11 protein-coding genes and 1 tRNA gene are annotated in these 15,086 nt (G+C 64.9%); 6 read left to right on the top strand and 6 right to left on the bottom strand.

Annotation, left to right across the window (positions count from 1 at the left end; all coding sequences use genetic code 11):
- Positions 1 to 6: 6 nt before the first annotated feature.
- Both BH95_RS05115 and BH95_RS05120 read right to left on the bottom strand, forming a co-directional pair.
- Complete coding sequence (locus tag BH95_RS05115) at positions 7 to 534, bottom strand: YbhB/YbcL family Raf kinase inhibitor-like protein (RefSeq protein ID WP_019666303.1); 528 nt, start codon at positions 532 to 534, stop codon at positions 7 to 9.
- A 27-nt stretch (positions 535 to 561) separates the two neighbouring features.
- Positions 562 to 1,923, bottom strand: a complete 1,362-nt coding sequence (locus tag BH95_RS05120; RefSeq protein ID WP_080733931.1) for a M20/M25/M40 family metallo-hydrolase — start codon at positions 1,921 to 1,923, stop codon at positions 562 to 564.
- A 128-nt stretch (positions 1,924 to 2,051) separates the two neighbouring features.
- Between BH95_RS05120 and BH95_RS05125 the strand changes: the two genes are divergently transcribed.
- The 5 genes from BH95_RS05125 (at position 2,052) to BH95_RS05145 (ending at position 7,041) form a co-directional block, all read left to right on the top strand.
- A tRNA-Leu gene (locus BH95_RS05125) sits at positions 2,052 to 2,140 on the top strand.
- A gap of 130 nt (positions 2,141 to 2,270) precedes the next feature.
- Positions 2,271 to 3,779: an SDR family NAD(P)-dependent oxidoreductase gene (locus BH95_RS05130; protein ID WP_244164833.1), complete on the top strand. Its 1,509-nt coding sequence runs from the start codon at positions 2,271 to 2,273 to the stop codon at positions 3,777 to 3,779.
- Positions 3,780 to 3,861: 82 nt separating this feature from the next.
- A complete protein-coding gene (locus BH95_RS05135) occupies positions 3,862 to 5,358 on the top strand; it encodes a glutamate-cysteine ligase family protein (RefSeq protein ID WP_037181303.1) in 1,497 nt (498 codons plus the stop codon).
- A 16-nt stretch (positions 5,359 to 5,374) separates the two neighbouring features.
- A complete protein-coding gene (locus BH95_RS05140; RefSeq protein ID WP_037181305.1) occupies positions 5,375 to 5,755 on the top strand; it encodes a DUF2784 domain-containing protein in 381 nt (126 codons plus the stop codon).
- Positions 5,756 to 5,775: 20 nt separating this feature from the next.
- On the top strand, positions 5,776 to 7,041 hold the full coding sequence (locus BH95_RS05145; protein ID WP_020110087.1) for a saccharopine dehydrogenase family protein: 1,266 nt from the start codon (positions 5,776 to 5,778) through the stop codon (positions 7,039 to 7,041).
- A gap of 24 nt (positions 7,042 to 7,065) precedes the next feature.
- Here BH95_RS05145 and proP read toward each other — a convergent pair whose 3' ends face one another.
- Complete coding sequence (proP, locus tag BH95_RS05150; protein WP_019666309.1) at positions 7,066 to 8,550, bottom strand: glycine betaine/L-proline transporter ProP; 1,485 nt, start codon at positions 8,548 to 8,550, stop codon at positions 7,066 to 7,068.
- Between the two features lie 215 nt (positions 8,551 to 8,765).
- On the opposite strand from proP, the gene BH95_RS05155 reads away from it, so the two are divergent.
- The gene (locus BH95_RS05155) at positions 8,766 to 9,827 is read left to right on the top strand and encodes a nucleoside hydrolase (RefSeq protein ID WP_208601141.1); all 1,062 of its coding nucleotides are present in this window, start codon (positions 8,766 to 8,768) and stop codon (positions 9,825 to 9,827) included.
- A gap of 8 nt (positions 9,828 to 9,835) precedes the next feature.
- Here BH95_RS05155 and meaB read toward each other — a convergent pair whose 3' ends face one another.
- The 3 genes from meaB to BH95_RS05170 are packed head-to-tail and all read right to left on the bottom strand — an operon-like array spanning position 9,836 to position 15,017.
- Complete coding sequence (gene meaB, locus BH95_RS05160) at positions 9,836 to 10,840, bottom strand: methylmalonyl Co-A mutase-associated GTPase MeaB (protein ID WP_037181307.1); 1,005 nt, start codon at positions 10,838 to 10,840, stop codon at positions 9,836 to 9,838.
- A 2-nt stretch (positions 10,841 to 10,842) separates the two neighbouring features.
- Positions 10,843 to 13,125: a methylmalonyl-CoA mutase gene (gene scpA, locus BH95_RS05165; protein ID WP_019666312.1), complete on the bottom strand. Its 2,283-nt coding sequence runs from the start codon at positions 13,123 to 13,125 to the stop codon at positions 10,843 to 10,845.
- A 2-nt stretch (positions 13,126 to 13,127) separates the two neighbouring features.
- A complete protein-coding gene (locus BH95_RS05170; protein WP_037181308.1) occupies positions 13,128 to 15,017 on the bottom strand; it encodes a methylmalonyl-CoA mutase family protein in 1,890 nt (629 codons plus the stop codon).
- Between the last annotated feature and the right edge of the window lie 69 nt (positions 15,018 to 15,086).

Raw genomic sequence — 15,086 nt, forward strand, 5'->3', positions numbered from 1 at the left:
GCTGAATCAGGCTTCGTAGGTAGCGGTCAGCAGCGCCCTGCCGATCGCGTGCGAGAACAGGTTGAACCCGAGGTACGCCGGCGTCGCGGTCTCGTCGACCTCCAGTCTTTCCACGTCGACGGCGTGCACCGCGAAGATGTAGCGATGCGGCCCGTGACCGGCCGGGGGTGCGGCGCCGATGTAGCGGAACAGCCCCGCGTCGTTCTTCAGCGTCACCGCGGTGCTCGGGATTCCGGTGCCACCGTCGTCTCCTGCGCCGGAGACGAGCGACGTCGTCGATGCCGGGATGTTGGCCACTGCCCAATGCCAGAAGCCCGAGGCGGTAGGCGCGTCCGGGTCGTACACGGTGACGACGAAGCTCTTGGTCCCGTCGGGGAAGCCCGACCAGGACAGTTGCGGTGAGTTGTCGTGGCCACCTGCACCCATGATGCCGCTGACCTGTTGCGTCGCCAGAGTTCCACCGTCGGTGACGTCCTCGGACGTCAGCTCGAAGGTGGGAAGCGACGGGAGTGATGCATAGGGGTCGTACGTCACGTGATCAGCCCTCTCGAATATTGCTTGTCAGCTGTGGAGCAAGAAGTGTTCCAATACCTGTGTACCGAACTCGAGCGAACTGACCGGTACCCGCTCGTCGACGCCGTGGAAGAGTGCCGCGAAATCCAGCTCGGGCGGCAGCTTCAGTGGCGCGAAACCGAAGCACCTGATGCCCAGCTTCGCGAAGGCCTTCGCGTCGGTGCCGCCGGACAGCATGTAGGGAACGGTTCGACCGTTCTCGTCGTGCGCGAGGACTGCATCGTTCATCGCGTCGACGAGGTGCCCGTCGAACGTCGTCTCGTAGGAGTCGAGCTTGGTCACCCATTCCCGCTCGACGTTCGGGCCGATCAACTCGTCGACCTCGCGCTCGAACTCGGCTTGCCTACCGGGAACCACACGGCAGTCGACCATGGCTTCCGCGGTCTGCGGAATCACGTTGGCCTTGTACCCGGCCTTCAGCATCGTCGGGTTGGCGGTGTCCCGAAGCGTGGCACCGACGATCCTGGCGATGCTTCCGAGCTTCTGCAGGGTGCCGTCGAGGTCGGGCGACGTCGGGTCGAAGTCGAGGCCCGTCTCCTCCGCGACCGCGGACAGGAATTCTGCGACCGAGTCGGAGATCACGAGAGGGAACGTGTGGTTGCCCAATTTCGCCACAGCTTCCGCGAGATAGGTGACGGCGTTCTCGTCGTGCAGGAAGGATCCGTGGCCTGCCCTCGCCTTCGCGGTCAACTTCATCCACCCGAGGCCTTTCTCCGCCGTCTCGACCATGTAGAGACGCTTCTCGGTACCGTCCGGCCGGGCGACGGTCAGCGAGAACCCGCCTACTTCACCGACAGCTTCGGTGACGCCTTCGAACAGGTCGGGACGATGCTCGACGAGCCACTGCGAACCCCACCGACCGCCGTTCTCCTCGTCGGCGAGAAACGCGAACATGATGTTGCGCGGCGGCACCGTTCCGTTGGATTTGAACTGGCGCGCCAACGCGAGTGCCATACCGACCATGTCCTTCATGTCCACGGCGCCGCGGCCCCAGACGTACCCGTCCTCGACCGCGCCGGAGAACGGGTGGACGCTCCAGTCCGCCGGCTCCGCCGGGACGACGTCGAGGTGACCGTGAATCAGCAACGTCCCTCGGTTCGGGTCCGCGCCCGGAAGTGTCGCGAAGACGTTACCTCGACCGGGTGCACCGGATTCGACGTATTCGGTCTCGTATCCCACTTCCCGAAGCTTCTGCGCCACCCACTCGGCGCATTCCTTCTCGCCCTTGGTCGTCGCCAGTTCGCCGGTGTTCGACGTGTCGAATCTGATCAGCGAACTGACGAGGTCCACGACCTCGTCGAGCGCGGTGGTGCGGACAGAACTGACAGGTGAATTATCGGAAGAAGACACACCACTTTCCTACCACCAGTCTTCGGGCCTCGGGCGAACTGACGTGCGGATTTGGGCGATCGGGCACCCTTGCTATATCTTTGTCGAGCACGCAGCGAGCGGGTGTGCGAACAATTGAACAACATCTGGTCCGAGTGGCGGAATGGCAGACGCGCTAGCTTGAGGTGCTAGTGTCCTATTAACGGACGTGGGGGTTCAAGTCCCCCCTCGGACACCAGGGATCGCAACGATCCAAGATTTCTGAGTTGAGACAGACGACATAGACCCCGATTCCAGCGGAATCGGGGTCTATGTCGTTGTGGGCCTGCGTTGACGACGGTGTGGGCGCAGCGCGAAAGGACAGATCGATGAACGACCCCGAGTTCGACACCCCGTCCGACACCGAGTCCGACGCCGTGTCGACCACCGCGGAGGGAATCGATCCCGCTGATCTCGAGGCGTGTCTACGGGTGTTGAGGCAGGCCGGATCGTTGGATAAAAATCATCCTGATTCCATTGTCGTGCAAAGAGCCTCGGGTCAGCTTTTCAAGGACTTGAAGCGCTCGCGGCGTATCGCCGCGCGCAACGCGAAGTCGGAGGCCGACCGAGCCGTCGTCGCCTCGACTGCGACCGGTTCGCCGGATCGTATCGACGACGAGACGGCCGGACTGGCGCTGACGGCACGCGCGTCGGGCGAGTACGCGGGCACGCTGATTCGCGCGCGGCCGTGCTACATCTGCAAGCAGCGCTACACCCTCGTCGACGCGTTCTATCATCAGTTGTGCCCGGAGTGCGCGGCGTTCAATCGCGGAAAGCGTGATGCGCGTACCGATTTGACGGGGCGACGGGCACTGCTCACCGGCGGGCGCGCGAAAATCGGCATGTACATCGCTCTGCGACTGTTGCGCGACGGCGCGCACACCACCATCACGACCCGCTTCCCGAACGACGCGGTTCGACGATTCTCGGCGATGGAGGACAGCGCAGACTGGCTGCATCGTCTTCGGGTCGTGGGCATCGATCTCCGCGATCCGGCCCAAGTGGTGGCACTGGCGGATTCGGTGGCCGCGGAGGGCCCGTTGGACATTCTCGTCAACAACGCCGCGCAGACGGTGAAGCGCTCCCCCGGTTCCTACAGCGCACTGATCGACGCGGAATCCGAAGCCCTACCCGCGGGTTCCGACGTCGCGACCATTTCGTTCGGTAAGACCAGCGAAGCGCATCCGGCATCACTCGCCAAATCATTGCCACACAGCGACGAGGGCGCCGTGTCCGGCGAGGCACTGTCGGCCGAGGCGGTCAGTTCCCTTGCGCTGATTGCAGGTTCGGCCACCGCCGAGCGCATCGAGAAGGGTATCGCGATCGATGCCGGTGGCCTGGTGCCGGATCTGGCGGGAACCAACAGCTGGATTCACACGGTCGAGCAGGTCGACCCTGTCGAGTTGCTCGAAGTGCAGCTGTGCAATTCGGTGGCGCCGTTCATTCTGGTGTCGAGGTTGCGTGCGTCGATGCAGGCATCGACCGCCCGGCGCAAGTACATCGTCAACGTCTCCGCGATGGAAGGCCAGTTCAGCCGCGCCTACAAGGGCCCCGGCCATCCGCACACCAACATGGCGAAGGCTGCGCTGAACATGCTGACGCGCACCAGCGCCAAGGAGATGCTCGAACACGGAATTCTGATGAGTGCTGTGGACACCGGCTGGATCACCGACGAACGACCCCACCCGACGAAGATGCGTCTGGCCGACGAAGGCTTCCACGCACCGTTGGATCTCGTCGACGGCGCAGCTCGCGTCTACGACCCGATCGTGCAGGGCGAGCTCGGCGTGGACCTCTACGGCAAGTTCCTCAAGGACTACCAGCCGTCGCCCTGGTAGTCCCGTTCGCCGACGTTTGCCCGGCCGTACTCACGGATATACGAGATCCTCGGGGTGCGACACGACGGGACGGTGGTCTTCGATGGGTGACGATGTCGAGCAGCGCAAATTCACCCGGCAGGACCGGCATCGATTCCGACAGAAGGTGCAGGACTGCCTCGACGCACTCGCGATCATGCTCGCGGACGAGACGTTCGACGTCGGCGAGCCACAGATCGGCATGGAAGTCGAACTCAACCTCGTCGACGAGAACATGGCGCCGTCGATGGCCAATGCCCAGGTGCTCGACGCCATCGCCGATCCCGATTATCAGACCGAGCTCGGGCAGTTCAACATCGAGATCAACGTGGCTCCCAGGCCGTTGTCCGGCAGCAGCATCGCGGATCTCGAGGCAGATCTTCGCCGCTCACTGAACGAGGCGGACCGACGTGCCCATGAATCGGGAAGCCGCCTGGTCATGATCGGGATGCTGCCGACGTTGGCAGAGAAGCACTTCGAGCATCGATGGCTGTCCGCGAACCCCCGCTACGACCTGCTGAACCAGCAGATCTTCGCCGCCCGCGGCGAGGACATCGAATTGCACATCGGTGGAGTCCGCTTGCCGGGCGCGGACGAGCCGGAGGAACTCAGAGCGATCACGGACACCATCCTGCCGGAAGCCGCCTGCACGTCCGTCCAACTCCATCTTCAGGTTGCACCCGAGAACTTCGCCGCCTACTGGAATGCCGCTCAGGCACTGGCCGGTGTCCAGGTAGCGCTCGCCGCCAACTCACCGTTCCTGGCTGGACGCGCATTGTGGCACGAAACGCGGATTCCGCTGTTCGAGCAGGCGACCGACACCAGGCCGCAAGAGCTCAAGAATCAGGGCGTACGCCCCCGGGTCTGGTTCGGAGAACGGTGGATCACCTCGATCTTCGACCTGTTCGAGGAGAACTCGCGGTACTTTCCGGCTCTCCTCCCCGTCTGCAGCGACGAGGACCCCACAGCCGTTCTTGCCGACGGTGGCACGCCGTCGCTGTCGGAGCTGCGCATGCACAACGGCACGGTGTACCGGTGGAATCGGCCGATCTACGACCGATCCGGTGGAGGTCATCACATTCGCCTCGAAAACCGCGTACTGCCCGCCGGCCCGTCCGTAGTCGACACCCTCGCCGACGCTGCGTTCTACTACGGCACGGTGCGCGCCCTCGCGGACGCCGATCGCCCCCTGTGGAGCCAGATGTCGTACGACGCCGCCGCCGAGAACCTGCATTCGGCCGCGCGTGGCGGCTTCGATTCTCGGCTGTACTGGCCCGAGGTCGGCTGGGTCAGCCCGCAGGAGTTGATCCTGCGGCGGCTGCTCCCCATGGCCGACGCCGGGCTCGCGGCATACGGCGTCGGGGCCGACGTACGCGATCGCTATCTGGGTGTGGTCGAAGCCCGCTGCCTGAGCCGACGGTCCGGCTCCGTCTGGCAGCGCGACGCCGTCGTCGCGCGCGAGAAGGCGGGACAGACGCGCGAGGCAGCACTCGCGGGCATGTTGTCCGATTACGTGACCCTGATGAGCGAGGGCGATCCCGTCCACACCTGGCCGCTCTGAGGCATACCATTCCCTCATGTTGTATCGGGCGATCGCCGACGTCACCGTGGTGGTCCACCTTGCCTTCATCGCCTATGTCGTGGTGGGGGGATTCGTCGCCTGGAAGTGGCCGCGGACGATATGGCTGCATGCCTGCGCCGCGGCCTGGGGGCTGGCGTCCGTCGCCGTCGGGATCGACTGCCCGCTGACCGCGCTGGAGAACTGGGCGCGCGTGAATTCCGGGGGCGCAGCGCTGGTGTCGACCGGTTTCATCGATCAGTACCTCACCGGAGTGATCTATCCGGACAGCGCACTCGCCGCGGTCCGAGTTGCGGTCGCGGTCACCGTGGTGGCGTCCTGGGCAGGGTTCGTGGTGCTACGCACCCGCTCACGGACGGTTCTTCGACTCGGTCAGTGATACGCGTTACTGTCCAGTACATGACCTCGACCGAGCCGACCGATCAACCATCCACCGACCGCACCTACGACATCGTGGTCTACGGAGCCACCGGATTCGTCGGCCGCCTCACCGCCAAGTACCTCGCCGAGCACGCACCGAGCGGCACCAGAATCGCCCTCGCTGGACGTTCGCGGCAGAAGCTGGAAGCGACACGGCGGTCACTGCCGGGTGTCGCCACCGAGTGGCCGCTCGTCGAAGCCGACTCGACCGACACCGACGCGCTGCGCTCACTCGCCGAGAGCACCCGTGTCGTGATCACCACGGTCGGCCCGTACGCCAAGTACGGCCTACCGCTGACGACGGTGTGCGCCGAGGCCGGGACCGACTACGTGGACCTCACCGGCGAGGTGTTGTTCGCACGCAAGAGCATCGATGCCAATCACGAGATCGCGCGGCGCACCGGTGCACGCATCGTCCACTCCTGTGGGTTCGATTCGGTCCCTTCGGATCTCGGCGTCCACGTGCTCCACGCTGCCGTCGCAGCGGATGACGCAGGCGACCTGACCGACACCACGCTGGTCGTCACGTCGATGCGCGGTGGAGTCAGCGGCGGCACCGTGGATTCGCTGCGAACACAGATCGAGGAAGTCAAGAAGGACGGCTCACTCCGGCGCCTCGCAGCACGGCCGTACTCGCTGAGCCCCGACCGATCGACGGAACCGGACCTCGGCCGCCAGTCCGACGTGGTGCTGGTCAACGGCAAGGACATCGCGCCGGGCCTACGCGGATGGAAGGCGCCGTTCGTCATGGCGTCGTACAACACACGAGTCGTACGACGAAGCAACGCACTGCGGGACTGGGCCTACGGCACCGCGTTTCGATACCGCGAGGTCATGTCGGTCGGATCCTCCATCGCGTCGCCCGTCATCGCCGGCGCGGTATCCGCCGGGCTCGGCGCGATGGTGCTCGGTATGACCTTCCTACCCAAGCCCGTCCTCGACCGCATTCTGCCCAAGCCGGGTGACGGGCCGAGCCCCTCCGCGCAGGAGAACGGTCACTTCACGATCGATGTCTACACCACCACGACCACCGGCGCGCACTACCGGTCGCGAGTCAAGGCCTCGGGCGACCCCGGATACAAGGCAACCTCGGTGATGCTGGGCGAATCCGCTCTCGCGCTGGTCCACGACAGGGCCGACCTGCCCGGCGGCGGGGGCGTTCTCACCCCGGCGACCGGCCTCGGTGACGCACTGGTGAACCGGCTACGTGCTGCCGGATTCGAGATCTGGGCCAAGAAGGTCTAGACGGACCGCGTGGCCGGCGTTCGCTCAGGCGGCGGGCGCCGGCAGCGCGGAAGCCTCGGAGTACAGCTCCTTGGCCTCGTTCGGCGAATCGACCTGGGGCGGGGATCCTTCCAGAGGTTGAGTGGCGGACTCCTTCAGAAACCCGACCGCGACCAGACCGATCACGCCGGTCAGGATCAGATAGAACGCCGGAATCATCGTGTTTCCCGTCGCGGTCACCAACGCGGAGGTCACCAGCGGTGTGGTGCCGCCGAAGAGCGACACCGACAGATTGAAGCCGATGGACAGTGCCGCATAGCGGACGCGCGTCGGGAAGAGCGCAGGAAGCGTCGACGCACTCGGCGCGGCGAAGCACGCAAGCACGACGCCGAGAACGAGACATCCCACGAGCGGGCCGAACCACCCGGTCTGCTGAACGAGCAGGAAACACGGTATCGCCAGGACGATCTGGGCCACCGCTCCGAACACGAACACCGGTTTGCGGCCGATCCAGTCCGTCAGCCGACCGACGCCGACGATGATCGACACCACGATCACCATCGCCGACAGCACGAGCAGGTCGGCGCTGAGTTGGCTGCGACCGACGACCTCGGTGAAGTAGGTCGGCAGGTAGCTCGTCACCATGTAGTTGGTGACGTTGTACAGCAACACGATTCCCATGCAGATCAGCAGTGCACGCCAGTGCCTGGTGAAGATCTTGCCGATTTCGCGCGCTCCACTCTCCTGCTGCTTGACCTTGTTGTCGTGATCGTCGAGTTGCTTGCGGAAAGCCGGGGTGTCCTCCAGCTTCAGCCGTAGGTACAGCCCGATGATTCCCATGGGACCTGCGATGAAGAACGGTATGCGCCAACCCCATTCGACCATCGTGGCGTCGCCGAGGACGGCGTTGAGGATCGTCACCAGACCCGACCCCATCGCGTATCCCACGAAGGTTCCGAAATCGAGCCAGCTGCCCAGGAATCCGCGTCTCTTGTCCGGCGAGTACTCGGCGATGAACGTCGTCGCTCCCCCGTACTCGCCTCCCGTCGAGAAACCCTGAACGAGTCGAGCAACGAGCAACAGGATCGGAGCCCAGATGCCGATGGACGCGTAACTCGGGATGAGTCCGACGGCGAGTGTGCCGATCGCCATCATGATCATGGTCGCCGCGAGGACCTTCTGGCGACCGATCCTGTCGCCCAACGGCCCGAAGAACAGGCCACCGAGCGGACGGACCACGAACGCCGCGGCGAAGGTCGCGAACGTGCTGATCAGCTGGACTCCAGGCGACGCGTCCGGGTAGAACACCTTGCCCAGCGTGGCGGCGAGGTAGCCGTAGACACCGAAGTCGAACCATTCCATCGTGTTGCCGAGCGCCGCCGCGGAGACCGCGCGCTTGAGCATCGGCTGGTCGACGACGGTGATCCCGTCCTCGGTCAGTCTCGGTTTACGGTGCATGAGTTTGGCGAACACACCGCGCCTGAGATGTTGGATGTGGTCGTGTCCCCACCGCGGATGCTCGACTGTCATTTACACAACGTTAGCCAGAGCAACAACCAGTCTTCAAACCGCGAACCGTGCGCTCGGCTCGATTTCCGCACGTATCGCCAGGTCAACGACCGGTTCCGCCAATTTTGTTGCCGCCAGGGACAATTGAGATCTATCGGGCAGATCGGACATCGCCCGATCTCGTGTCGACGACCCCGGCTCGACCGGTTCGCACGCGCGGAAGGCACGATGACACCGTGCCTGAATCCCAACCCGACATCCGCCCGACCGTTCCCCTGATCGTCGACGTCGACACCGGTATCGACGATTCGCTCGCGCTGCTCTCTCTATTGGCAAGCCCGGAAGCGGACATTCTGTCCATCGCGTCCACAGCAGGGAACGTCCCGGTCGATCAGGTTGCCGCGAACAACCTCGCATGGCTCGACCTGTGCCGCGCGACGGACATCGAGGTGACGCTGGGCGCGCAGGCGCCTCTCGTCGCACCGCTGATGACCACGGAGGACACGCACGGACCTCAGGGCATCGGATACGCCGAGCTTCCCGTGTCTACGCGGTCTCTTTCCGACAGAGACGCCACGACGGCCTGGGTGGAACTCGTCCGCGACCGACCGGGTGAGATCACCGGACTGGTCACCGGACCGCTGACCAACCTGGCGACGGCCATTCGTGTCGAGCCCGACCTGCCCCGGCTTCTGAAGCGTCTGGTCGTGATGGGCGGGACCTTCTGGCATCCGGGAAACACGACACCGACAAGTGAGTGGAACATCGCCGTCGACCCGGAAGCCGCGGCGGAGGTGTTCGCTGCGTTCTCCGGTCTACCCGCAGATCGCCTCCCGATCGTCTGCCCGCTCGACGTGACCGAGACCATCGAGATGTATCCCTCGCACGTCGAGCGACTCGCAGCACGCGCCGGAAGCACACCGCAGGAGATCATCTCGGAATCGGACGCGCCCTTCACGAGATCGGCCGCGTCGAACCCCGTCGTGCGTCACTTCGCCGATGCCGTCCGCTTCTACATGGAATTCCACCGAGAGCACGATCAAGGATTCCTGGCCCACATGCACGATCCGTTCGCAGCCGCCGTGGCACTGAAACCCTCGATCGTCGACGTCGTTCCCGCCGTCGTGGACGTGGAACTGAACGGAACGCTGACTCGCGGAACCACCGTCGCCGATCGACGCGGGATGTGGGGCAGACCGAACAATGCGCTGATCGCGACGTCCACCGACCCGAAGGCCTTCTTCGATCAGTTGATCGACCGTGTCGGCGCACTTGCGGAACGCCTGTACCCGCGCTGACCGACAGGTCAGACGCCGTCGAACGCGTCGACGATCTCCTTCGCCGCCAGGGCGGCCGTGAGCGAACCGTCGCGAACCTGTCGTTCGACATCGCCTCGTATCGCCCGGACTGCCGGATTGGATGCCAGTCGTCGCAGCAGCTGATCGTTGACCATGGTCCAGGTCCAGTCGACCTGCTGGGTACGGCGCTTCTCCGCGAACTGGCCCGCGTCCGACAACACCTGCTGGTGTTTCCGCACCGTGTTCCAGAAGTCGTCGAGGCCGATCTTCTCGAGGGCACTCATCGTCAGGACCGGCGGATGCCAGATCGCGTCGTGCGGGTAGATCATCCGCAGCGCCCCCGACAGCTCGCGCGCCGCACTCTTCGCCTCGATCGCGTGTTTACCGTCGGCCTTGTTGACCGCCACGAGGTCGGCGAGTTCGAGAACGCCCTTCTTGATCCCCTGCAGCTGATCGCCGGTCCGCGCGAGAGTCAAGAATGCGAAGCAGTCCACCATGTTGGCCACCGTGACCTCGGACTGCCCGACACCGACGGTCTCGACGAGGATGACATCGAAACCTGCCGCCTCGAGGAGCACGATCGTCTCGCGTGTCGCCCGTGCCACTCCTCCGAGCGTCCCCGACGTCGGGGACGGCCGGATGTACGCGTCCTTCTGAACCGCCAGGTTCGCCATACGAGTCTTGTCACCGAGAATCGACCCACCGGTCCTCGTCGACGACGGATCCACCGCCAGCACCGCCACTCGATGCCCCTTGTCGATCAGGTACATCCCGAGTGCGTCGATGAACGTCGATTTGCCCACCCCGGGAACGCCGGTGATCCCGACGCGATGCGAGCCACCGGCCTTGGGCAGCAATTGCAGGAGCAGCTGCTGCGCCAGGTCTCGGTGGTCGTCTCGCGTCGACTCCACCAGCGTGATCGCACGAGCCAACCCCGACCGTTCGCCGGACAGTACCGACTTCGCGACCGCATCGATGTCGATCGTGCGACCAGCTCTGTTGGGAGAACTCATGTTCAGGCAGATGCCTCGCGCGGCGCATCGGGCGGAGTGTGACCCAGCTGCACCGACAGTTTCTCCACGAGCCCGATCGCGGCGTCCGCTATGACCGTCCCCGGCGGGAAGATCGCCGCGGCGCCTGCCGCGTAGAGCTCGTCGAAGTCACCCGGAGGGATGACACCGCCGACGACGATCATGATGTCGGGGCGGTCCACTGCCGCGAGTGCTTCCCGCAGCGCGGGAACCAACGTCAGGTGGCCTGCAGCCAACGAGGACACTCCGACGACGTGGACGTCGTTGTCGGCCGCCTGACGTGCGACCTCCTCCGGAGTCTGGAACAGCGGGCCGACGTCGACGTCGAATCCGATGTCCGCGAACGCCGTCGCGATGACCTTCTGACCGCGGTCGTGACCGTCCTGGCCCATCTTGCAGACCAGGACACGGGGACGGCGCCCCTCGTCCTCGGCGAACTGCCGGGCCAGCTCGGTGGCCTTGGTCAAATTCTTCGCTTTGCCGGCTTCGTCGCGATACACACCACTGATTGTCCGGATTTCCGCCTGATGGCGCCCGTAGACCTTCTCCAGCGCGTCGGAGATCTCCCCGACGGTGGCCATCTTGCGCGCTGCGTCGATGGCCAGGTGCAGAAGGTTGTTCTCGAGCCCACTCTCCGACGACGCTGCCGCCCTGGTCAGGTTGGCCAGCGCCTCTTCGACGGCCGCGTTGTCTCGCTCGGCGCGCAGACGCGTCAGCTTCTCGATCTGCTCCTTGCGGACCTTCGAGTTCTCGACCTTGAGAACCTCGATGGTGTCGAGCTCGTCCGGGACGTACTTGTTGACGCCCACCAGCGGCTGCCGACCGGAGTCGATCCGAGCCTGCGTCCGCGCCGCGGCCTCTTCGATGCGGAGTTTCGGAATACCCTCGCCGATGGCTCGAGCCATACCGCCCGCGGCCTCGACCTCCGCGATGTGTGCGCGCGCACGATCGGCCAGCTGGTGAGTGAGCCATTCGACGTAGTGCGAGCCACCCCACGGATCGATGGGACGCACGGTGTTGGATTCCTGCTGAATCAGCAACTGCGTGTTGCGGGCGATGCGAGCGGAGAAGTCCGTCGGCAGCGCCAACGCCTCGTCGAGAGCGTTGGTGTGCAACGACTGTGTGTGGCCCTGCGTCGCCGCCATCGCCTCCACACAGGTGCGCGCGACGTTGTTGAACACGTCCTGAGCGGTGAGCGACCACCCCGAAGTCTGCGAATGTGTGCGCAAGGAACGCGATTTCGCACTCTTCGGTTCGAACTTCTGCACCAGTTCCGACCACAGGAGACGACCCGCGCGGAGCTTGGCGACCTCCATGAAGAAGTTCATCCCGATGGCCCAGAAGAACGACAGACGGGGCGCGAACGTGTCGATGTCCATCCCCGCGTCGAGCCCGGCGCGGATGTATTCGACGCCGTCCGCCAGGGTGTAGGCGAGCTCCAGATCTGCTGTCGCGCCTGCCTCTTGGATGTGGTAGCCGGAGATAGAGATGGAGTTGTACTTGGGCATCTTCGCGCTCGTGTACGCGAAGATGTCCGAGATGATCCGCATCGACGGCTTCGGCGGATAGATGTAGGTGTTGCGGACCATGAACTCTTTGAGGATGTCGTTCTGGATGGTGCCGGCCAACTTCTCCGGCGGCACACCCTGTTCCTCGGCAGCGGCGACGTACAACGCCAGAATCGGCAGAACCGCGCCGTTCATCGTCATCGACACCGACACGCTGCCGAGATCTATGCCGTCGAACAGCTGACGCATGTCGTAGATGGAATCGATGGCGACACCGGCCATTCCGACGTCGCCCTGCACGCGTGGATGATCCGAGTCGTACCCGCGGTGCGTCGCGAGGTCGAACGCGACGGACAGGCCCTTCTGTCCGGCCGCGAGATTACGGCGATAGAACGCATTCGATTCCGCTGCCGTCGAGAAACCGGCGTACTGCCGGATGGTCCACGGCTGGTTGACGTACATCGTCGGGTACGGCCCGCGCACGAACGGTGGGGTCCCCGGGTAGCTGCCCAGCGGGTATCCCTGCGCTTCCGCCTCGTCGCGATCGGCCTTGGTGTACACCGGTTTGACGTCGATACCCTCGGGTGTGGACCACACGACCTGCTCGGCGGTGTAGTTGTTCGCTGCCGCACCGGCCTCGATGTGCGCTGCCGCGTCCTCGGCCGTCGGCGCGGTGGCGGCGGGGGTAGATGGATCCTTCAGCGGCACATCGGCGAAACTGCCGATGACGTGCGACGTACGAGAGTCGTGAGTGGTCATCGTCAGGCTCCCAGGTAATCGAGAAGATCGGTCAGGACCGCAACAGCGTCGACCTTGGCAGTGAGGAAGTCGTCGGGTCGGCTGTCGTCGTCGACACCGGAATCAGCGTCGAGGCGGCCGAAGATCTTCTCCGGACCGGCGAGGAGAACCCGCTCGATTCCCGCCTGCCGCAACGCCAGTACCGCCGGCCTCGCGTCGTCGACGTACCGTTTGTCGGTGCCGCACAGCACAGCCACTCGGGCCCCGGAACTGCGCACCGCCTCCGCGATCGACTCGGTGGTCAGCGGCCCCGGGTTCTCGGTGTGAATACCACCGGACGCGAGGAGGTTGGCCGCGAAGGTCGTACGCACGTTGTGCTCGGCCACCGATCCGATCGGGGCCAGAAGCGCGAGCGGACGCGCATCGTGCTCGAGCAGGTAGGCATCCGACCGGTCACGCAACGCCTCGAACGCAGCGCCGTACCGGGCCACGGTGGCGTCGGGTTGTGGCGGAATGGGCGCCTCGGCCAGGTTCGGGAACTCGTTCACTCCGGTCAGCGGGGTACGCCGGTGCGCAACGTCGGAATCGCGCTGCGCCTTCGTCTTCGCGATCGCGGCTGCCGTGGAACCCGACTCGAGCGCGGCGAGGTAGCCTCCGTCGGACTCGATGGTTCGGGTGAATTCCCACGCCTTCTCCGCGAGATCGTCGGTGAGCTTCTCGATGTACCAGGACCCGGCACCCGGATCCAGCACCCTCCCCAGATGCGATTCCTCGAGCAACAACAGCTGAGTGTTGCGAGCGATCCTTGCCGCGAACGTCTTCGACACTCCGGCAGCGCCGCCGTCGAGCGCAACGTCGAAGGGCAGCACGGTCACTGCATCTGCCCCGCCGATGCCTGCACCGAACGCAGCCAACGTGGTACGCAGCATGTTCACCCACGGATCACGCTGACTCATCATCGCCTCGGACGTGACGGCGTGTTGCGGGGCACCGCCCGCATCTGGTGCACCGACGACCTGAGCCACCCGTGCCCAGACCACGCGGGCTGCTCGGAACTTCGCGATGGTCTGGAACTGGTCGTCCGTGGCGGCGAAACGGAACTCGATCTGCGACAGAGCCTGCTCGGCCGTCAGACCTGCGGCGGTCAATACGCGCAGATACTCCAACCCGGCCGCGACGGATGCGCCGACCTCCTGGGTATCGCTCGCTCCGGCATTGTGAAAGACAGTGCCGTCCACCGTGATCGCGCGGACGGTCTCGGGCCGAGCCTCGGCGAGAACGGCGAGTGCGACGGTCTCGTCCACGTTCACGGAACCGACACCGGCGAATCGGGCCGTCAGCGGTGCAGCGCCCAGGCGAATGTCGACAGCGGCACGGTCCTCGACCGACGAGGAATCCGCCACTGCGAAGATCGCATCGGCGGCCGCGGCGACGTCCGACCCGGCGTCGACGACCACCGGCGCAAGATCCAACAACACACTGTCCAGCGCACGCGCTACCCCGGTCACCGGAAGTCCGGATCCACCGATCGAGAGCCACACTGCGCTGATTCCGTTGTTCAACCCGTCCAGGATGGACTCGTTGATGGACTCCGGATCGGAGGTCCCTGCACCGAACTTCGCACTGACGGTCCAGCCGGCGTTCACATCGCGAGTACGGTCACGGCCGCGGACGAACGGGTGAACTCCCGGCAGCGGATGTTCCGGTTGTTCGTCGAGCACACCGTAGAGCGGCGCGACCGTCACTCCGTCGTAGGTCACTGCGTCGAGCAGGTGCTCCGCATCGACCGGAAGGTCCGCGACGTCCACTCGTCTCGACTTCGCGAGGACGCCCGCGACGGCCTTCTGCCACGCGGCATACGCACTGATGGAAGCGTCTTCTTGCGAAGCGCTTTCTGGTGAAGCAACGGACACAGTGACTGCTCCCTCGACTCGATCGGCACGCAGATCGACAAATTGCGACTTCTGTGATGTTAACCGCGA

Source organism: Rhodococcoides fascians A44A (assembly GCF_000760735.1).
GTDB lineage: Bacteria > Actinomycetota > Actinomycetes > Mycobacteriales > Mycobacteriaceae > Rhodococcoides > Rhodococcoides fascians_E.